The organism is Achromobacter sp. ES-001, from assembly GCF_019448355.1.
In the GTDB taxonomy this organism is placed as follows: Bacteria; Pseudomonadota; Gammaproteobacteria; order Burkholderiales; family Burkholderiaceae_B; genus Achromobacter; species Achromobacter spanius_B.
Genome location: NZ_CP079940.1, coordinates 1,396,941 through 1,417,116, shown reverse-complemented (window position 1 = coordinate 1,417,116; position 20,176 = coordinate 1,396,941). Strand labels below are relative to the sequence as shown.

Annotated in this window: 17 protein-coding genes; 9 read left to right on the top strand and 8 right to left on the bottom strand. The window is 64.6% G+C overall.

Annotation, left to right across the window (positions count from 1 at the left end):
• Positions 1 to 12: 12 nt before the first annotated feature.
• From msrB to KYT87_RS06285, 4 genes are all read left to right on the top strand, one after another.
• Entirely contained in the window at positions 13 to 411 is a 399-nt protein-coding gene (gene msrB, locus KYT87_RS06300; protein WP_046802562.1) for a peptide-methionine (R)-S-oxide reductase MsrB, read from the top strand.
• Positions 412 to 987, top strand: a complete 576-nt coding sequence (locus KYT87_RS06295; RefSeq protein WP_046802561.1) for a septation protein A — start codon at positions 412 to 414, stop codon at positions 985 to 987.
• A gap of 81 nt (positions 988 to 1,068) precedes the next feature.
• Positions 1,069 to 1,338: a BolA family transcriptional regulator gene (locus KYT87_RS06290; RefSeq protein WP_046802560.1), complete on the top strand. Its 270-nt coding sequence runs from the start codon at positions 1,069 to 1,071 to the stop codon at positions 1,336 to 1,338.
• A 17-nt stretch (positions 1,339 to 1,355) separates the two neighbouring features.
• Positions 1,356 to 2,132, top strand: coding sequence for a peptidylprolyl isomerase (locus KYT87_RS06285; RefSeq protein ID WP_046802559.1), 777 nt, complete (start codon positions 1,356 to 1,358; stop codon positions 2,130 to 2,132).
• A 75-nt stretch (positions 2,133 to 2,207) separates the two neighbouring features.
• Here the strand turns inward: KYT87_RS06285 and ligA are convergent, their stop codons facing one another.
• Genes ligA through smc form a run of 3 tightly spaced genes read right to left on the bottom strand, consistent with a single transcriptional unit; the run spans position 2,208 to position 8,970 of the window.
• Positions 2,208 to 4,310, bottom strand: a complete 2,103-nt coding sequence (gene ligA / locus KYT87_RS06280) for an NAD-dependent DNA ligase LigA (protein WP_219991860.1) — start codon at positions 4,308 to 4,310, stop codon at positions 2,208 to 2,210.
• Positions 4,311 to 5,390, bottom strand: a complete 1,080-nt coding sequence (locus tag KYT87_RS06275; RefSeq protein WP_104142985.1) for a cell division protein ZipA C-terminal FtsZ-binding domain-containing protein — start codon at positions 5,388 to 5,390, stop codon at positions 4,311 to 4,313.
• Positions 5,391 to 5,436: 46 nt separating this feature from the next.
• Positions 5,437 to 8,970 carry a chromosome segregation protein SMC gene (gene smc / locus KYT87_RS06270; RefSeq protein ID WP_046802556.1) on the bottom strand — a complete coding sequence of 1,178 codons (3,534 nt, stop codon included), beginning with the start codon at positions 8,968 to 8,970 and terminating at the stop codon, positions 5,437 to 5,439.
• Between the two features lie 263 nt (positions 8,971 to 9,233).
• Between smc and lplT the strand changes: the two genes are divergently transcribed.
• Entirely contained in the window at positions 9,234 to 10,550 is a 1,317-nt protein-coding gene (lplT, locus tag KYT87_RS06265; protein WP_046802555.1) for a lysophospholipid transporter LplT, read from the top strand.
• A gap of 155 nt (positions 10,551 to 10,705) precedes the next feature.
• On the opposite strand, the gene KYT87_RS06260 is transcribed toward lplT, so the two are convergent.
• On the bottom strand, positions 10,706 to 11,749 hold the full coding sequence (locus KYT87_RS06260) for a uracil-DNA glycosylase (protein ID WP_219991859.1): 1,044 nt from the start codon (positions 11,747 to 11,749) through the stop codon (positions 10,706 to 10,708).
• Complete coding sequence (gene tsaB, locus KYT87_RS06255; protein ID WP_219991858.1) at positions 11,746 to 13,140, bottom strand: tRNA (adenosine(37)-N6)-threonylcarbamoyltransferase complex dimerization subunit type 1 TsaB; 1,395 nt, start codon at positions 13,138 to 13,140, stop codon at positions 11,746 to 11,748. The genes KYT87_RS06260 and tsaB overlap by 4 nt, the downstream gene beginning before the upstream one ends.
• A gap of 130 nt (positions 13,141 to 13,270) precedes the next feature.
• Between tsaB and ompR the strand changes: the two genes are divergently transcribed.
• The 4 genes from ompR to KYT87_RS06235 all read left to right on the top strand — a co-directional run bounded on the left by ompR (position 13,271) and on the right by KYT87_RS06235 (position 16,635).
• Positions 13,271 to 14,005 (top strand): two-component system response regulator OmpR, encoded by a 735-nt coding sequence (gene ompR, locus KYT87_RS06250; RefSeq protein WP_003813882.1) that lies wholly within the window; start codon positions 13,271 to 13,273, stop codon positions 14,003 to 14,005.
• 34 nt (positions 14,006 to 14,039) lie between these two features.
• Positions 14,040 to 15,434 carry an ATP-binding protein gene (locus KYT87_RS06245; protein WP_006217983.1) on the top strand — a complete coding sequence of 465 codons (1,395 nt, stop codon included), beginning with the start codon at positions 14,040 to 14,042 and terminating at the stop codon, positions 15,432 to 15,434.
• Between the two features lie 59 nt (positions 15,435 to 15,493).
• Positions 15,494 to 16,042: a peroxiredoxin gene (locus tag KYT87_RS06240; RefSeq protein WP_006217982.1), complete on the top strand. Its 549-nt coding sequence runs from the start codon at positions 15,494 to 15,496 to the stop codon at positions 16,040 to 16,042.
• A 74-nt stretch (positions 16,043 to 16,116) separates the two neighbouring features.
• Positions 16,117 to 16,635 (top strand): carboxymuconolactone decarboxylase family protein, encoded by a 519-nt coding sequence (locus KYT87_RS06235; protein WP_006223770.1) that lies wholly within the window; start codon positions 16,117 to 16,119, stop codon positions 16,633 to 16,635.
• A 96-nt stretch (positions 16,636 to 16,731) separates the two neighbouring features.
• Here the strand turns inward: KYT87_RS06235 and KYT87_RS06230 are convergent, their stop codons facing one another.
• From KYT87_RS06230 to ispD, 3 genes are all read right to left on the bottom strand, one after another.
• The gene (locus KYT87_RS06230; RefSeq protein WP_219991857.1) at positions 16,732 to 18,876 is read right to left on the bottom strand and encodes a DUF4344 domain-containing metallopeptidase; all 2,145 of its coding nucleotides are present in this window, start codon (positions 18,874 to 18,876) and stop codon (positions 16,732 to 16,734) included.
• A 127-nt stretch (positions 18,877 to 19,003) separates the two neighbouring features.
• Positions 19,004 to 19,495: a 2-C-methyl-D-erythritol 2,4-cyclodiphosphate synthase gene (gene ispF / locus KYT87_RS06225; RefSeq protein WP_046802551.1), complete on the bottom strand. Its 492-nt coding sequence runs from the start codon at positions 19,493 to 19,495 to the stop codon at positions 19,004 to 19,006.
• Positions 19,492 to 20,175 carry a 2-C-methyl-D-erythritol 4-phosphate cytidylyltransferase gene (gene ispD / locus KYT87_RS06220; RefSeq protein WP_219991856.1) on the bottom strand — a complete coding sequence of 228 codons (684 nt, stop codon included), beginning with the start codon at positions 20,173 to 20,175 and terminating at the stop codon, positions 19,492 to 19,494. Before ispD ends, ispF begins: the two co-directional genes overlap by 4 nt.
• Position 20,176 lies beyond the last annotated feature (1 nt).

Genomic DNA, 20,176 nt, shown 5'->3' with positions numbered 1-20,176 from the left:
CCAAGAGCTGATATGGAAAAAGTACGCAAATCCGACGCCGAATGGCGCGCACAACTTTCCCCCGAAGAATACGTGGTCACCCGCGAAAAGGGTACCGAACGCGCATTCACCGGGCGTTACTGGAATACGACCACGCCGGGCATTTACCGCTGTGTGGGCTGTGGCACGGCCCTGTTCGCATCCGACACCAAATTCGACGCCGGCTGTGGCTGGCCCAGCTACTTCCAGCCGCTGGACCCCGAACTGGTGCGCGAAGAGCGCGACGTCAGCCACGGCATGGTCCGCACCGAAGTCCTGTGCAACGTATGCGATTCGCACCTGGGCCACGTCTTCCCCGACGGCCCGCCGCCCACCGGGCTGCGCTATTGCATCAATTCCCTGTCGATGACGTTTGAACCCATAGAAGACTGAATGAAGAAGTTTCTGTTCGACCTGTTTCCGCTGTTCCTGTTCTTCATTGCCTATCGGTACACGGACATCTTCATCGCCACGGGCGTCGCCATGGCGGCGGCCGTGCTGCAGATCGTGTGGCTCAAGCTCACGGGCCGCGCCACCGAGGCCATGCACTGGATCAACCTGACGGTCATCCTGGTCTTCGGCGGCGCCACCATCTGGTTGCACAGCGATGTCTTCATCAAGTGGAAGCCCACCGTGCTGTATTGGCTGTTTGGCGGTGCGCTGCTGATTTCCCGCTGGGTGTTCGGGCGCAACCTGATTCGTCGGCTGATGGAAAAGCAGATTCAACTGCCCGACGCCGCCTGGGACAAGCTGAACCTGGTCTGGGCAGCCTTCTTCCTGGTCGCCGGCGCGCTGAACCTGTACGTGGCGTTCTCGGGTCATTTCACCGAATCGCAATGGGTCAGCTTCAAGGCATTCGGCCTGATGGGCTTGATGGTCGTCTTCGTGATCGGCCAGTCGGTATGGCTGGGCAAGCATATCCAGACCGACGACACCGCCGGTTCCGGCACGCCGCCGGGCAAGCCCTGACGCGCCAGCCGGCCCGACCACACGGTCCAATCATAGGCGCGCCCACTCTCGTGGGCGCGCCGGAACTTTCATCTAGCCGCCATGTCCGACAACACCGATCGCATCACCCTGATCCGAGAGCGCCTGGCCGCCCTGGAACCTGTAACGCTGGACATCCTGGACGACTCGCATTTGCATGCCGGCCACGAAGGCAGTAAAAACGGCGCCGGCCACTATCGCGTCCATATCGTAGCGCCTTGCTTCACGGGGCTCTCCGCCGTGGCGCGACATAGGCTGGTGTATCATCATTTGCAAGATTTGATCCCCTATCCGATTCATGCGCTTGCGCTAGATGCCCAGGCTCCCAAATAGAAAGTAAAAGGATATTCATGAAACGCATCGTCATGCTGGCTGCGGCCTGCGTCATCGCCGTGCCCGCTTTCGCGCAAAACGTGGCCACCGTCAACGGTAAGGCCATTCCGCAAAAGAATTTGGATCAATTCGTCAAGCTGCTGGTCAGCCAGGGCGCGACCGATTCGCCGCAATTGCGCGAACAGGTCAAGCAAGAAATGATCAACCGCCAGATCTTCGTGCAAGCCGCCGAATCCAGCGGCATCGCCAAGCAAGCCGACGTTCAAACCGAAATCGAACTGGCCCGCCAAGGCATCCTGGTGCGCGCCCTGATGGCCGACTACCTGGCCAAGAACCCGGTTTCGGACGCCAAGGTCACCGCCGAATACGAGAAGATCAAGAAGGAACAAGCCGGCAAGATGGAATACAAGGTCCGTCATATCCTCGTCGAAGACGAGAAGACGGCCAATGACCTGCTGGCCCAGATCAAGAGCAACAAGAGCAAGTTCGACGACCTGGCCAAGAAGAACTCGAAGGACCCCGGCAGCGCCGAAAAGGGTGGCGATCTGGGTTGGGCTCCCCCGACCAACTACGTCCAGCCGTTCGCGCAAGCCGTGACTCAGTTGAAGAAGGGCGAACTGGTCGACAAGCCGGTCCAAACCCAATTCGGCTGGCACATCATCAAGGTTGAGGACACCCGCCCCGTGGAGTTCCCGCCGCTGGATCAAGTGCGTCCGCAACTGGAAGAAATGCTGCGCCAGCAAACCCTGGCCGACTACCAGAAGCAACTGCGCGACAAGGCCAAGATTCAGTAAGCCTGCCCTGCGCCAAAATCAAAACTGCCCGCTATCGCGGGCAGTTTTTTTTGGGGCTGGGACATCCCCTTTGGGCTAGGACATCCCCAATAGCGCTTTCAACGCATCTTCATCCAACACGGTCACGCCCAGTTCCTGCGCCTTGGTCAGTTTGCTGCCGGCCTCTTCGCCGGCCACCAGATAAGCGGTTTTCTTGGAGACCGAGCCGCTGACCTTGCCGCCCGCGGCCTGGATGTGCATCGATGCTTCCTCGCGCGTCCAGTTGGGCAGGGTGCCGGTTAACACGAAAGTCTTGCCCGCCAGCGTCGTGCCTTGCGGCGCGGCGTCGGCCACGGGGTTCACCCCCTGCACCTTCAATTGCTCGATGACGTCCCGGTTGTGCTGCTCGGCAAAGAAGCGGCGGATGGATGCCGCCACCACGGGGCCCACGTCGGGCACTGACGACAAAGCGTCTTCATCGGCGTCCATGATGGCGTCGATGCTGCCGAAATGCCGTGCCACGTCGCGCGCGGTGGTTTCACCCACGTGACGAATACCCAGCGCAAACAACAGGCGGTTCAAGCCCGGGGCGCGCGCTTTGTCGATGGCCGCCACCAGGTTATCGGCCGACTTCTGGCCCATGCGATCCAGGCCCACCAGCTCCAGCGGGCGCAGGCTGTACAGATCGGCCAAAGTCTTGACCCGGCCACTGTCGACCAACTGGTCCACCAACTTTTCGCCCAGCCCTTCGATGTCCAGCGCCTTGCGGCTGGCCGCATGCCACAGCGTCTGCTTGCGCTGCGCGGCGCAGAACAGGCCGCCCGTACAGCGCGCAATGGTCTCGTCTTCCAGCCGTTCAATGGCCGAGCCGCAGACCGGGCAGGCCGTGGGCATGACGAATTCCTGGGCGTCGTCGGGCCGCTTTTCAAGGACGGGGCCCAGCACTTCGGGGATCACATCGCCCGCGCGGCGCACGATGACGGTGTCACCCTTGCGCACGTCCTTGCGGCGGATTTCGTCTTCGTTGTGCAGCGTCGCGTTGGTGACGGTCACGCCGCCCACGAACACGGGCTTCAGGCGTGCCACGGGCGTGATCGCGCCCGTGCGCCCAACCTGGACTTCAATATCCAGCAGCGTGGTGGTGGCTTCTTCGGCGGCAAATTTGTGCGCCAGCGCGAAGCGCGGCGCGCGCGCCACGAAGCCCAGCACTTTCTGCGCGGGCAGCGAATCTACTTTGTAGACCACGCCGTCGATGTCGTAAGGCAGGCTGGCACGCAGCTCGCCCACCTTGGCATAAAAGGCCATCAAGCCTTCGGCGCCCGTCGCGCGATGGTTGTGCTTCAAGTTGACCGGCAGGCCCAGCTCGTGCAGCCACGCCAGCATGGCGCCATGCGACGCTTCGGGCAGTTGCGAGGCCTGACCGGCGCCGGCCGTGGCCTCGTCGAACAAGCCGCTTTGCTTGCCGGGCAGGCCCTGCACTTCGCCCCAGCCATACGCAAAGAAGCGCAGCGGCCGCTTGGCGGTGATGCGCGGGTCCAGCTGACGCAGGCTGCCGGCGGCGGCATTACGCGGGTTGACGAAGATCTTTTCGTCACGCTTGGCCTGCGCCGCGTTCAACTTTTCAAAGTCGGCGCGATTCATCAGCACCTCGCCGCGCACTTCCAGCACTTTCGGGGCGGACCCTTTCAGTTGTAGCGGAATGGCCTTGATGGTGCGGATGTTGGAGGTGACATCTTCGCCCGTCTGGCCGTCGCCGCGCGTGGCGGCCTGCACCAGACGGCCGTCCTCGTAACGCAGGCTGATCGCCAGCCCGTCCAACTTGAGCTCACAGAAATAATCGGCTTGCTGCGCCGGCCCCAGCAGGCCCGCGCCGCGCAACGTGTCCGTGACACGGCGGTCGAACGCCACCACTTCTTCTTCGGCAAAGGCGTTGTTCAGCGACAGCATCGGCACGGCATGGCGCACGCTGCCAAAGGCGGAGACAGGCGCCGCGCCCACGCGTTGCGTGGGCGATTCCGGGGTGATCAATTCGGGATGCTCGGCCTCTAGGGCTTCAAGCTGCCGCATCAGCCCGTCGTACTCGGCATCCGAGACGGAGGGCTCGTCGTAGACGTAATAGCGGACGTTGTGCTGTTCCAGCTCGGCGCGCAGGCGCGCCGCGGTTTCCGCCGGGTTGACTTCACCAGACGCGCGGCTCATTTACGCAAACACCCGTTGAGCACGCTCGCTTCCGGCGGGCAGGCCCGCTTGTTCAAGCTGTTCGAACAGCACTTGGAGGCGTTCGTCGATAACCGTTTCGGAACCATCCGCCAGCGGCTTGCCCTGGTCGTCGACCAGCTCGGCGCGCAGGCGCGCGGCCAGGTCGCGGCCCACGTCCACCATGCGGCCAAAGGCACGCGTATCGGCCGGCGCACAAGGCACGTCCAGCAGCAGGTACAGGCGTTCAACGCCACCCATGCCGGCGTCGAAGGCGGCGCCATCGGCGCGCGACAGCGTGAAGCGGGTCACGCCGTTTTCGGCGGGCCACGCCAGGCGATTGCCGTCCGCCACGAAGCCCGTGTCGCGGGCCACGGACAGCACTTCGGCGGCAGGCTGGGCCGCGCCCAGCAGCAGCGTCAGGCCAACCTGGGTATCCAGCGCGGCGCAGGTGTCGTCCAGGCGGGCGCCCTGCTCCAGCACGGCTTGCTGGTCGGGGCCTTCGATGGTGGCGTCGAAACGTTCGGCCATGTCCTGGGCGCGAGCCCAGGCTTGCGACCATTCAATGGCAGTCAGGGGGCCGCTGCGATTGGCCAGCAGCACCGCCAGTTGCATCGACGCATACGACTCACCGGCATGCACGCGGGCACGATGGCGGCGCTGGTCGGTTTCGGCGAATACGCGCATCGGCTTGCGGCCCACGTGGCGCAGGCTTTGCATGTAAGGCAGCAGGTCGGCGCCACGCACGGGTTCGGCAAAATTGATTTCGATGACCACTTCGCAGGCGGGATCGGGCTCTTCGGTGTCGTCGGCATCGCTACCCGGGTCCACCGGCGCGGGCTGGCCGGGGTGCGCGCGCGGCGCATCGCCGCCCATGCCGGGCTCGCGACGGCTCGCGCCCGCGGCAGTGGCCGAAGCGGCTGCGCCGGCAGCGCCGGCGCCCAGCAACGGATCCTGTTCAGACGTGGGGAAATGGCTTTGCATCTTGCGCCGGACGCGCCGGTCCTGCCACCAGTTGAATCCCAACACCAGCAGTATCAGCAAGACGCCCAGGGCTATCAGCCCGATCTGCAAATCACTCATGTGTACATCCCGCGCCAGGAGGGCGGCGCCTTTCTAAATATGGGGTTTATGCCGCTTCGGAGGCCATCATTTGCACGGCCGAATCTATGTCTACCGCAACGATACGCGAAACCCCTTGCTCTTGCATGGTTACGCCGATCAGCTGCTTGGCCATCTGCATGGCGATCTTGTTGTGCGAAATAAATAGGAATTGGGTTTGCTCGCTCATGTTGGCGACCAGGTTTGCGTAGCGTTCGGTGTTGGCGTCGTCCAGCGGCGCGTCCACCTCGTCCAGCAGGCAGAACGGCGCCGGGTTCAGCTTGAACAACGCGAACACCAGCGCGGTCGCGGTCAGCGCTTTTTCGCCGCCGGACAAGAGGTGAATCGTGCTGTTGCGCTTGCCGGGCGGCTGGGCCATGACCTGCACGCCCGCGTCGAGAATTTCCTCGCCCGTCATGCTGAGCTTGGCTTCGCCCCCACCAAACAGCTTGGGGAACAGCTCGCCAAAGTGGCCGTTCACGATGTTGAAGGTTTCTTGCAGCAGCTCGCGCGTTTCGCGGTCGATCTTGCGGATCGCGTCTTCCAGGGTTTCGATGGCGGTCATCAAATCCTGGTGCTGGGAATCCAGGAAACCCTTGCGTTCGCGCGACGTGTTCAATTCGTCCAGCGCCGCCAGGTTGACCGAGCCCAACGATTCAATCTGGCGCGAGATCCGGCCCACTTCCTGTTGCAGCCAGCTGGCGCGGCGCCATTCTTCGGGGCGGGTGGCCAGGTCCTGGGCCAGCGCCTCGCGGTCGACTTCGCGGGCGTTCAGCTGTTCGGTGAACTGCTCTTCGGCCAAGCGCGCGGCCTGCTCTTGCAGCTGCAATTCCATGATGCGCGCACGGCGCGGTTCCAGCGTCTGTTCCTGCTGTTGCCGGTCTTCATCGGCGCCGCGCAACAGAGCCGCCAGGTTTTCCATTTCCTGGCGCGCGCGCGACAGCGCTTCTTCGCGCTCGGCACGGGCTTCCAGGGCATCTTGCAACCCCGCCTGCGACGCGGACGCGTCCAGCTCGGCCAGATCGCCCATCAGTTGTTCAAGCTCGACCGTGCCGCGCTGGCTTTGGTCGGCGGCCAATTGCTGGTTGCGTTGCAGGTCGGTAATGCGGACCTGGATGCCGCGTTCGGCAAATTCGGCTTCTTGCGCGGCGCGTTCAAGCTCGCGCAGGCGCGTACGGGCGGCTTCGGCCTGGGCGGCCAGCGTTTCGCCGTCCATTTCAGCGTCGGCAAAGCGGGATTGGTGCTCGGCCAGTTCTTCGTCCAGCGTCTCGAAGCGGGCTTCGGCTTCTTCGCGGGTGGCGCGCAGGTCTTCTTCCTGGACCTTGATTTCTTCCAGATCCTGGCGCAGACGCGAGGCCCGTTCGCCGGATTGCTCGGCCTGCTGTTGCAGCCGGGAATGTTCAAGCTGGATGTCGTGCACGCGGCGCGTGACCTCGGCCACGCGCGTGCGCGCCGGGGCGATGGCCTGCGAGACCTGCTGCCAGGCCGCTTCGGCGCGGGCAACCGCGGCACGCGCCTGGTCGGCGATCAGCTGCTGGGCCTTGATCTCGCGTTGCAGGTTTTCAATTTCCTGCTGGCGGGCCAGCAGGCCGGCCTGCTCGGAATCCGGCGCGTAAAAGCGGACGCTATGGGCATCGATCAGGTGGCCGGCCTTGACCACGCAGGCGCTGCCGGCGGGCAAGGTCGCGCGCATGGCCAGAGCCTGCGTCACGTCGGTCGCGGTGTAGATGCCGGCCAGCCAGTCGTTCAGCAGCGTGCGCAGGTCCGGGTCGGTGATGCGCAGCAGGCTGGCCAGCGGCGTCAGGCCGGCCGGGGCGGCCGGCGCGGGCGCCGCCACGGGCAATTGATAGAAAGCCAGCCGGGCGGGCGGCGCGTCTTCGGCGAACGCGCGGGCCCAATCCAGATTGCGCACTTCCATGGACGCCATGCGCTCGCGCAGGGCGGATTCCAGGGCGGTTTCCCAGCCCGGCTCCACGTGCAGCTTTTGCCACAGGCGCGACAGCCCGGCCAACTCGTGCTTGGCCAGCCAGGGTTCCAGCGCGCCCTGCTTCTGCACGTCTTCCTGCAGCTTCACCAGCGCGGACAGGCGCGCTTCCAGACGGGCCAGGTTCTGGGCGTCGGTCTGGGCGGCGGCCTGGGCGCGGCTGCGCTCGGCATCCGCTTCCGGCACGCGGCCTTCCAGCGTGGCCAGTTCTTCCTGGGCTTCTTGCAGCTGGTCTTCGCCGGCTACCCGGTCGCCGGCCAGTTGCTCCAGGCGGACGGGGTCGGGCGCATGCAGCTCGCGTAGCTCTTGTTGCAGGCGTTCGCGGCGCTGCTCCAGCACCTGCATCTGGCGGTCGGCGTCGCGCTGGGTCTGGGCGACCAGCGCCAGGTTCTGTTCGACCCGGGCCAGGGCGGCGCGCATTTCGTCGCGGCCCGAGGCGGCCTCGCGCACACGCTGCTCGACGGCGGGCAACCCCGCCTGAGCGTCTTCGGCGGCGGCGCGCGCCTCTTCGGTGCGGGCGGCGGCGGTGGCCAGGTCGTCTTCGGCCTGGGCGATCTGTTCAGTGCAGTGCTCGCGCTGGCTGGTCCATTCCGCGATCTGCTGCTGCAACTGGTCGCGGCGCGATTGCAGACGGTTGCGCGAATCCACCACGTGGCGGATCTCGGCTTCCAGGCGGCTGACCTGCGCGTTGGCTTCGTACAGCGCGCCCTGGGCGGTGTGCACGGCGTCGCTGGCCGCGTAGTGGGCCTGACGGCGCGATTCCAGCGCCGCTTCGCCCGCCCGCAGGCCGGCGATGGCGGCTTCCAGCTCGTTTTGCGCCTGCGCCATTTCCTGGGCTTTCTTGGCGCGCTCTTCGCGAGCCCCGGTTTCCTTCAGGAACCACAGGGAATGCTGTTTCTTTTCGCCGTCGGCCTGAAGCTCGCGGTATCGCGTGGCGACTTCGGCCTGGGCTTCCAGCTTTTCAAGCTGGCTGTTCAGTTCGCGCAGAATGTCTTCCACGCGAGTCAGGTTTTCGCGCGTGTCGGACAGGCGGTTTTCGGTCTCGCGGCGGCGTTCCTTGTAGCGCGACACGCCGGCCGCTTCTTCCAGGAATACCCGCAGCTCTTCAGGGCGCGCCTCGATCAGGCGGTTGATCATGCCCTGCCCGATGATGGCGTAACCACGCGCGCCCAGGCCGGTGCCCAGGAAGATGTCGTGGATGTCGCGGCGCCGGACCTGCTGGTTATTGACGAAATAGCTGCTGGTGCCGTCCCGGGTCAGAACCCGGCGCACGGCGATTTCGGCGTAGGTGCTCCATTGGCCCGCCGCCCGCCCTTCGCTGTTGTCGAACACCATTTCCACTGACGCACGGGCCGCTGGCTTGCGGTTGCCCGAGCCGTTGAAAATGACGTCCTGCATGGACTCGCCGCGCAGTTCCGAGGCCTTGGCCTCGCCCAGCACCCAGCGCACCGCATCGATGATGTTCGATTTCCCGCAGCCGTTCGGACCCACCACGCCAACCAGTTGACTGGGCACGGGAATCACGGTGGGATCGACGAAGGACTTGAAGCCGGCGAGTTTTAGCTGAGTAAGACGCACAGTACGATGACGACGGGGTGGGTTGACGAAAGGCGTTAACGGACCTGCCGCACAGATTGCAAACCGGCCCACGAAGGGCCGGCTCACATATGGGTCGTATGATACCGCAGGCAGTCTGTCGCTAAACGTCAGTAATGGTCAACCCACGGGCAAACGCGCAATGGTGCGCCTTCGGGCACCGGCTATACTCCCTGACACTTTTTGGCACGACACATAATTTTCACGCGGACTGGCCGGGCTCAGGCCAAAGAACGGGGACATTCTTGAAACGTGGTTTCTATCTGGTCATGGCCGCGCAGGCCTTCTCGTCATTGGCGGACAATGCGCTGTTCATCGCAGCCATCGCCTTGATACAGGAGCTGCACGGCCCCGACTGGTTGGCGCCCATGATGAAATGGTCGTTCGCGCTGGCCTACGTGGTGCTGGCGGCCTTTGTCGGCGCCCTGGCGGACTCTTTCCCCAAGGGCCGTGTGATGTTCTCCACCAACGCGCTGAAGGTGGCCGGCTGTCTGCTGATGTTCTCGTACGCCAGCATCGGCGTTGCCCCCGAATACCAGACCTACCTGGTTTGCGCCGCCTATGCCGTGGTCGGGATCGGCGCGGCGGCCTATTCCCCCGCCAAGTACGGCATCGTCACCGAAATGCTGCCGCCCCACATGCTGGTCAAGGGCAATAGCTGGATCGAAGGGCTGACGGTGTTTTCCATCATTCTGGGCACGGTGCTGGGCGGCCTGTTGATTTCGTCCTCGGTGTCGACCGCCCTGTTGAGCCATTCCTTCATCGGCAGCCTGGTGCACACCCCCGCCGAAGCCGCCATCCTGGTCATTGCGTTCGTCTACCTGCTGGCGGCGCTGTGCAACCTGATGATTCCGCGCACCCATGTGCGCTACCCGCCGCAGCAGAAAAACCCGGTGCGCCTGATCCGCACGTTCTGGGGCTACGTCTGCGTGCTGTGGAAAGACAAGCTGGGCCAGATTTCGCTGGCGGTCACCACCCTGTTCTGGGGCGCGGGCGCCACGCTGCAACTGATCGTTATCGAATGGGGCCGCAGCCACCTGGGCTATCAGCTGGACAAGGCGTCGATGCTGATGGGGGTGGCGGCGCTGGGTACCGTGGTCGGCTCGATCCTGGCCGGCCGCATCCCGCTGCGCCGCGCGCTGGCCGTGCTGCCGGTGGGCGCCGCCATGGGGCTGGTCGTGTTGCTGATGCCGCTGGTCTATTCGCCCTGGAGCGTCTACCTGCTGCTGCTGATCACGGGCGGGCTGGCCGGTTTCTTCGTGGTGCCGATGAATGCGCTGCTGCAACATCGCGGCCACGTGCTGCTGTCGGCGGGCCATTCCATCGCGGTGCAGAACTTCAATGAACAGCTCAACATCCTGCTGATGGTGGCGATGTACACGCTGCTGCTGTGGCTGCAACTGCCGATCAACATCATCATCGTGATTTTTGGCTCGGTGGTGGCGGTGCTGATGGTGGTGTTCATGCGCTGGAGCAAGCGCAACATGCAGGCCAACCCCGATCTGCACGACCAGATCGGGCAGGAAGGCCATGGGCGTGCGCTGGATTCGAATACCCACTAAGACGCCAAGCCGTTGATCGGAAACGAAAAACGGGCGATAAAGGCGGGCAATACAAGATGCGCAATATAGGACGCGCAAGACAAGACGCGCAATAAAAAAAAGCCGGGCCCAAGCCCGGCTTTTTATCGTCCGCCGCCAGCGGCAAGCAAGCGCGGTCAGATCTGGCGGGACGCCAGCTTAAGGTCTTGCCAGGCCCGCGCCTTTTCGGACGGGCTGCGCAGCAGGTACGCCGGGTGATAGCTGACGATCAGCGGAATCTGGCTGCCGTCCTCCGTCTTGAGTGTATGCACGCGGCCACGCAGGCTGCCGATAGTGGCGTCCGTACCCAGCAACGTCTGCGCGGCAAACCGGCCCAGGACCAGGATGCGCTCCGGCTTCAGCAAGGCGATCTGGCGCATCAGATACGGGCTGCAAGCGGCAATTTCCTCGGGCTTGGGATTGCGGTTGCCCGGCGGGCGGCACTTGATGACGTTGGTGATGAAGACGTCCGTGTCGCGGCTCATGCCCACGGCGGCCAGCATGGCGTCCAGCAGTTGGCCGGAGCGGCCGACAAACGGGTGGCCCTGCCGGTCTTCTTGCTCGCCCGGGGCCTCTCCCACGACCAGCCAGCGGGTAGGCGTTGCCCCATGGCCAAAGACCGCGTGGCGGCGCCCCTGGCACAGCCCGCAGGCCGTACACGCCACCACCTGCTCGCGCAGTTCGTCCAGATTGGCGTTTTTCACCGCCTCGGCCACGGGGATGCGAGGCGCTTCGACGGCTTCTTCTTCGGCCGTCTTGGGAACCGGACGCGGCGGCGGGCCGGTGCGGTTCAGGATGGAAGCGGGAATGCCCGGGCGTCCAGAACTGCGTTCGGTCGCGACGGCGGCCGGAGCAGCGACCGGCGCCGCAGTCGACACAGCAGACGAAGCAGCAGCCGATGCGGCAGCCGGCACCGCGGCGGGCGGCACGGCCGCCACCGGGGCCTGCTCAGCGGCAGGCTGACCCGACACGTTGACATGCGCGGCGGGCGCATCCGGGGCACGGGCCGCCACGCCGGAATCCAACAAAACCGGTTTTGAAACAGGGGCTTGCGGCGCAACGGGCGCACGAGCATCGGCCGGAGCCGGGCGCAGCCACAGCCTTTCCATGCCAATTTCGCGCAGCCAGATGCGCTGAAGCGGATTGACGCGGGGCGCCACGGCGGGCGTCGGCACGGTCATGCGAGCACCTCCGGCGTGGCGTCAAAGCGTTTCTGCATGACCAGAGCGTCTTCGCGCGTGCCTTTTTCAGCGGGGTAGTACCCACGGCGCACACCGATCTGCAAATAACCGTGGTCGCGGTAAAAGCTGACGGCGGAGACGTTGGACGGGCGCACTTCCAGCAGCACGCCCTCAAGCCCCCGTTCCCGCGCCTGCGCCTCGCACCATTGCAGCAGGATGCCGCCCAGCCCTTGCCGATGCAGGTGTTTGGACACGGCAATGACGAGCAAGTGCGCGACGTCCGGCGCAAACATCAAAATGCAGAAGGCAGCGACTTTGCCGTCGCGGCGAAGTACCCAAGCGCCGTAGCCCGCCGCCAGTGCGTCGACGAAGTTGCCGCGCGTCCAGGGAAACGCCTGCACGTGGGCCTCCAGCGCGGCCACCTCGTCCAGGTCGTCGTGCGTCAAGGGCTGGGGTTGTTCGGCGGGCGCAAGGTGCCCGGAACGTTCCGCCACGCGGCCCTGCTGCGGCCGATCGGCGGGCTCTGGCTGTGCACCACGCTGCGATGAGTCGGTGAGCTGAGATGGGTCGTTGCGCGGTGATTGCTTGGCCTCCGACGACAGGGACGGCGCGGCTTTCGGGTTGCCGCCTTCGCCCCGCATGCGCTCGGCGGTGGTAAAGGCAACCTTGTCGCGCACATAAAGCGGCGCGGCCTCTTCCGGAGGCAGCGCTTCACCGCGCAGCCAGCCTTGTCGCGCCAGTCGCGCCACGCTGGCGGCTTCGGGGCGCAACGCATCGGCGGCGCGCGCCCACCCTTCCCGCGCAATCATGTCGGACGCGTAGGCATCCCAGGCGTCGCCCGCCAGCAGCGGGCGCAAAGCCTGGCCCGCGGAATCCGACCATTGGACAAGGTGATGCGCCGTCCAGGGCACGACCTCGGCAGCCGCGATCAACAGCGGGGCTTGCAGGACCTGCCAGGCGGACTCTTCGGCCCCCTGCGCGCCCAACGGGCGATAAACCGCCAGATAGACCTCGTTCATGCGCGCGTCCAGCGCCACTACGATGGCGTTGGCGGGCGTGGCCCTGGCCACCTGCGCGGCGACCGCCTGGTGGGACACGACAGGCAGCACCGGAATCCCCAGCCCCAGGCCCATGCCCTGGGCCACGCCGCAAGCCACACGCAGGCCGGTAAAGCCGCCCGGCCCCTGGCCAAAAGCCACGGCGTGCAGGGCCGTGGGCGCAATGCCGGACTCGGCAAGCAGCTCGTTCGCCATCGGCAAGAGTCGTTCCGCATGCTCTTGGGACCCCTCGTGCTCGCGGGTAATCACCTGCAATCGGCCATCGACCGTTCGCAGTAAAGCCACCCCGCAACGGGACGAAGACGTTTCCAAAGCCAGCAGGTTTAGTTCCATAGGTGCAGATTGTACGAAATACGCGGCTCCGCCCCCGGTTGTAAGGGGGATTTCAACCATGGTTCGCAATGTGTAATATCTTGTGAACGCCCACTAGCCGCTGGTTCTTGTCACTGTTACATTTCCGGCCATGAATACGCAAAACACCACCCCCACCCGAAAAATCCTCGTCGTTGACGATGATCCGCGCTTGCGCGATTTGCTGCGCCGGTATTTGTCCGAGCAGGGATTCAACGTTTTCGTCGCCGAAGACGCCAAAGAGATGGGCAAACTCTGGCAACGCGAGCATTTTGACCTGCTCGTGCTGGATCTGATGCTGCCCGGCGAAGATGGTCTGTCCATCTGTCGTCGGCTGCGCGGTGGCCACGACAATACGCCCATCATCATGCTCACGGCCAAGGCGGAAGAAATCGACCGCATCGTGGGCCTTGAAATGGGCGCGGACGACTACCTGTCCAAACCGTTCAACCCCCGGGAACTGCTGGCACGGATCAACGCGATCCTACGCCGTCGCGGCACCGAAGAACATCCGGGCGCTCCCAGCCAGGAAAACGAGTCGATCGCTTTCGGCCCCTACGTGCTGAACTTGTCCACCCGTACGCTGACGCGCAACGGCGAACAAGTGCCGATCACCACCGGCGAATTTTCGGTGCTCAAGGTGTTTGCGCGCCATCCGAAGATTCCCCTGTCCCGCGACAAGCTCATGGAACTGGCTCGCGGCCGCGAATACGAAGCTTTCGATCGCAGCCTCGACGTGCAGATCTCGCGCCTGCGCAAACTGATCGAACCCAATCCGTCCAAGCCCGTGTTCATCCAGACCGTTTGGGGTCTCGGATACGTGTTTGTGCCGGACGGTGGTAGCTGATCGGCTCGCCCGCCCTGGGCAGGAGCGCAGCCTCGTGCCCCGCTTGCGCAGAACCTTCAGGAACCTGACTTCACGTTTGCGGCTCGGCTTGTTCGGCCGCACGTTCCTGCTGCTCGCAGCGCTGATGCTGGTCAGCCTGGGCGCGTGGCTACAAGTATTTTTCAGCATGGAGCTGGGACCGCGCGCCAATCAAATGGCGCAGCGGGTGATCACGGCCGTCAACATCACGCGCACGGCCCTGATCTACTCTCATAACGGCGAACGCAGCAAGCTGCTGCTGGACCTGGCCACCAACGAAGGCATTCAGGTCTACCCGCGCGAAGTCACCGACTTTGCCGAAGCCCTTCCCGACGACGACTACTGGCAGCGTGTGGCGCAGCATATCCGCACGCGCTTTGGCCCGGAAACGCAGATCGCCTGGGGCGTCAACCAGGTGCCCGGCTTCTGGGTCAGCTTCCAGATCGAAAAAGATCTGTATTGGCTGGTGTTCGAGCGAGAACAGATTGGCTTGACGGGTGGTATCGAATGGCTGGGATGGGGCGCCACGGCGTTGCTGCTTTCCCTTGTCGGTGCGGCGGTCAGCGTGGGGTTCGTGAACCGGCCCCTGTCCCGGCTTGCCCGCGCCGCGCAGGTGTTGTCGCGCGGCGAGACGCCCGCGCCACTACCCGAACAGGGTCCTTTGGAAATCCGCGACCTGAACGCCTCGTTCAACCGCATGGCCAAAGACCTGCGGCAGGCCGAGGCCGACCGAGAGCTGATGCTGGCCGGGATCTCGCACGACCTGCGCACCCCGCTGGCCCGCATGCGCCTGGAAATCGAGCTTAGCGGCGTGTCGGAAGACGCCCGCCAGGCCATCGACGAAGACCTGGGCCAGATCGACCACAGCATCGGCCAGCTGATGGAATATGCGCGGCCGGCCGGCACCCTGCCGCAACTGGCCACCGACATATCCGCGGTACTGGCCGAGCTCTATGAACGTGAACGCAGCCACACCGCGTCGTTGGGCGGCGAACTGGAAGCGTCGCTGGAACCCGGGCTGCGTGCCCGGATCACGGCACTGGACCTGAAGCGGGTGGTCAGCAACCTGATCGAAAACGCGCGGCGCTATGGTCGGTCCAGCGACGGCATGGCGCACCTTGTCATGACGCTGCAAGCCGAGGGCGGCATGATCGTGATCGAAGTGTGCGACCGCGGACCGGGCATCGCGCCCGAAGACGTCGACCGGCTGCTGCGGCCTTTCTCGCGGGGCGAAGCGGCGCGTACCGGTGTCAGCGGCGCGGGCCTGGGTCTGGCCATTGTCGAACGCCTGCTCAAGCACGTGGGCGGCACGCTGCGCATGCTGCCTCGCGAAGGCGGCGGGCTGACCGCGCGCATAGAGTTGCCCAAAGCCAAGTTTAGGAATTATCAATTAGACAACGATAATCCATAGCGTAGAATTTATGGTTTAAGGCACTGCCTTATCTCCACCAACAACTACTGGGAGTAAACATGAAAACTGTTGGCGACAAACTCGAGCCCTTCAAGGTCACCGGCGTCAAGCCCGGCTTCAACCAGCACGAAGAGAATGGCGTGTCGGCGTTTGAAGACATCACCGAAAGCTCGTTCCCCGGCAAGTGGAAGGTGATCTACTTCTACCCGAAAGACTTCACGTTTGTGTGCCCGACCGAAATCGTCGGCTTCAACAAGCTGGCCAAGGATTTCGAAGACCGCGACGCCGTTCTGCTGGGCGGCTCCACCGACAACGAATTCGTCAAGCTGGCATGGCGCCGTGAGCACCCGGACCTGAACAAGCTGGGCCACTACCAATTCGGCGACACCACCGGTGCCCTGATCGACCAACTGGGCGTCCGCGAAAAGGGTGCTGGCGTTGCTCTGCGCGCCACGTTCATCGTTGACCCGGACAACACGATCCAGCACGTTTCGGTGAACAACCTGAACGTCGGCCGTAACCCGGAAGAAGTTCTGCGCTTGCTCGACGGTCTGCAAACCGACGAGCTCTGCCCGTGCAACCGTACGGTTGGCGGCGCTACGCTGTAATTTCCAGCCCGGCCCAGGGCCTGTACGCAGGCCCGGCGCCGGGCTTTACTTGCTCTAGATTATAGGTAAAAACTATGGAATTTCTTACGACCATTAAGGAACAGCTGCCGGATTGGGCCAAGGACATCCGCCTGAATCTGGACGCCGTCATCGCCCGTTCCACGCTGGCGCCTGAAGATGCCGTTGGCGCCGCCCTGTCCGCCGCTTACGCCGCGCGCAGCCCGGTGCTGGTCGAAGCCTTCAAGAGCGGCCTGTCGGAAGGCGACGCCAATGCCGCCCTGACCGCTTCCGCACTGATGGGCATGAACAACACCTGGTATCCCTACGTCGAAATGACGGGCGACGCCAACCTGAAGAGCCTGCCCGCGCAGCTGCGCATGAACGCCTACGCCACCCATGGCGGCGTCGAGAAAAAGCGCTTCGAACTGTTCGCGCTGGTTGCTTCGATCATCGGCAAGTGCCATTTCTGCGTGGCCTCGCACTATGAAAACCTGAAGAACGACGGCCTGTCGACCGAACAGCTGCGCGACGCCGGCCGTATCGCCGCCGTCGTCAACGCCGCCGCTCTGGCGCTGGCCGCCCAAGGCAAGTAAGCCTCGGTCTGAAGACGGAAAAAAGCCCGCCTGTGCGAACAGGCGGGCTTTTTATCGCCGCGCGCCAAGGTGATGGCGCCGACTGGGACTGCTCGATTAGTTCTGCGCCGGCTTCACGGGCGAGGTCGGCAAGCCGTTGGCCACCCAGGCTTCCAGGCCGCCGCGATACCAGTAGGCGTCCCAGCCCAAAGTGCCGACGCGCAACGCCGCGTTGTACGACGAACGGTCGTTCATGCCGGCGCCCATCAATACGATCGGCACGCCCCGGTTGCCGCCCGACTTCTTCATCAGCCAATCGTCCAGCGGACCTTGCAGGCTGTCCTTGACGCTGCCGTCCGATCCCGCGTCGGCCAGCGGATAGGCGATGGGCAAGGTATCGCGCAGCCCGCTGCTGTCCACGATGATCAGATTTTTGTTGTTCTTGATCAGCTGAACCAAATCGCCGGTGGTGATGACCTTGGCGCGGTAGTGCTGGACCGGCGTGGGTCCCTTGTACGGCGCCGAGAACAGCAAGGTCGTGGCCGGCACGCCGCTGTCCTTCAATTCATCGAAGCCGCCGGTCGGGGCGGCGGCGCCCTGCCCTTGGCCCGCCGGCGCCTGCTGCTGGCGGGCAGGCGGCGCCGAGCCGTCCTTGGCCACGATTTCACCGCCCACCGTGCCCATTTCGATGTCCGAAATCATCACGGCAATGTTCTCGATCAGCTCATAGCACATGGTGATCGAGCCTTCGCGCGGGCTGTACCAGGCGTTGAGCTTGCCGCAGTCCTTGAAGACCACGTTCACCGGCCGGGGCAACACATACGTCTTGCCCAGCAGCTTGATGTTTTCGCCGATGGCGGCCGACAGGTTGTTCGCGAACAGGTTGCCGATCTTGCGCTTGGACGGTTCGAACACCACGTTCACCGGCGCGCCGGGCGCGTTGGCCGGTTGCTCGCCGTCCGGCGTCCAGGTGCCGACGCGCGTGTACGGCGCCAGAATCTTGCGCCACGCGCGGTTCTGCTTGTTGAATTCGTCCGTGCAACGGGCCTTGGTGCGGTCTTCGAATCCGGTTTGTTGAGCCACCGTTTCGAACACAGCGGGGTTGCCGCCGTACATGATGCAAAGCATGTTGCGGAAGCGCTTCAGGTCGCCCGTGTGTTCGTCCTGCCATGCCGAGGGCGCCTGACCACGGCTTTCCGACAGCTTGCCGCTGTAATACCACTGCAGCGCGGCGTAGGTGGCCGCTTCGCGCGCCATGCGGTCCACGTCCTTGCTGCCCGACGGGTACATCGTGGGTTCCACGATCTGCAACGCCGCGTAAATATCCACCGCATCCTCTTCGGCGCCGGTGGACGGCAATTGCAGTTCGCCGATCAGCGCGTGGCCGAACTCGTGCATGAAGATGCTTTTCATCAAGCCGATATACACGGCGACGATGCGTTCGGTATCGCCACCGAAACGGGGATACGGACCCGAGCCCGGCAAGCCGGAATTATTGCCGCCCGGCGACGGCGCAGCCTGCGGCGTATTGACGCGCGGCTGTGTGTTCTGCGGGCTGGCGCCCGTGGCGCCGCCGCGCGGAGGCAGGCCCGCGGGCGGCGGGCTGGCCGCGCCACCGCCACGAGGCGGCAAGCCGGTGGACGGCGGTGCTGCCGGCGGCTGCTTGGACCCTTGGTTGGTCGTGATGGAAAAATCCGCGATGCCGAACGTGCCGACGTCATACGCCATGATGCCGATATCCGCGCCCAGCGCCGACACGTCCGCCACGTCGCCGATCTTCTGGCCGTTCACGATGAAGCGCGCGGCGCCCGGCACCTCGACCACCTTGATGCGGTCCGACCCGTCCAGCTTGGCGACATTCGGCACAGAGCCGAAATCACGGCGGTTCTGCCCTTCCAGGCAAAACAGCTTCGTGTTTTTGTCGGCCATGATTTCAAGCAGGCACAGGCTCTTGGTGGCGCGGTTGTTCATCACAACGCCGATGGACGCCTTGGGATTCTGCGAATTGACGACCACATTGACGTCGGTGATGCGGCCGGCGTCCGGTGCGGGGCCTGCCGTGACGTACAGCGTTTGCTCACTGCCCGGCGTGCCCTTGTTCTGCAAGGTGAACCAGCCGTCCTGCAAGCCCGCCGTCCAACCCTGCAACAGCTGCTGTCGGACCCCGCCAGCCAGCGGACCCAACTGCTGTTCAAACTCCGCGTGCGCGGGCGCACATACTGCGGCAAGGGCTAAAAGCAGGGCTGCGCCACGTAGATGCATCCGAATATCTCATGTGATCCGATTTAGATAGCGCGCAGAATATTCCGAATCATATGGACCCGCTTATTTATTTGTTAAAGATGTATGCCAAAGTAAATGACGCCCTTGCAAGGGGCCGGCACACGCCTCAACTGTCGACACGCGCCAACAACGCCACCACGGTCGCCGCGATGCCTTCCTTGCGGCCCAGGTAGCCCAGGCCCTCGTTGGTCTTGGCCTTGATGTTCACGTCGGCTTCGGGCAGACCGGTGTCGGCGGCAATGTTCTTCACCATGGCAGGCGCGTGCGGGCCGATCTTGGGCGCCTGCGCGTGCAACGTCGCATCGATATTGACGGGCGCCCAGCCCGCCGCGCGCACACGCGCCATGGCTTCGCGCAGCAGCACCCGGCTATCCGCGCCCTTGAAGGCCGGGTCCGTATCCGGAAAATGCCGGCCGATATCGCCCAAGCCCGCCGCGCCCAGCAGCGCGTCGGTGATGGCGTGCAACAGCACGTCCGCATCGGAATGGCCCAGCAGGCCGTGCGTGTGCGGGATCGTCACGCCGCCGATGATCAGCGGCCGGCCCGCCACCAGCGCGTGCACGTCAAAGCCCTGCCCGACGCGAAAAGGAATGCTCATAGCCATTTTTCCATCAGTTCAAAATCATCCGGCCAGGTCACCTTGAAGTTGCGCAGGGCACCGGGGACCAGCAGCGGCGCATAGCCCGCGGCCTCCAGGGCCGAGGCCTCGTCGGTGACCGTGACGCCATTCACAGAGGCCGCCGTCAGCGCATCGCGCAGCACGCCGGCCCGAAACATTTGCGGGGTTTGCGCCAGCCACAGCCCATTGCGATCCAGCGTGCGTTCGACCCGGTCGCGCCCGCCCTTGACGGTGTCGGCGACCGGTAACGCCAACAAGCCGCCCACGGGGTCGGCCAGGCAAGCGTCAATCAGGCGGCGCAAGGCGGCCTGGGGCAGCCCGGGCCGCGCCGCATCGTGCACCAGCACCCAGGTGTCGTCGGCCACGCCGCTTTCGGCCAAGGCGCCCGCCACGGTGTCGGCTCGCGTAGCACCGCCGCAGGCCCGCCACACCGTGCGCGGCAAGCCGGCCAGCGCCGCGTCGACCCAGCCGTCGCCGGGCGTCACGGCCACGCGTACCTGCGATACGCGCTCATCGGCCAGCAGCGCACTCACCGCATGGCGCAACATGGGCTGTCCGGCCAATGGACGGTATTGCTTGGGAATGGGTTCGACGCCGGGCTGGCTGGCGCGGGCGCCAACGCCCGCTGCGGGAACGATCGCAATGATTGAGTCAGACATG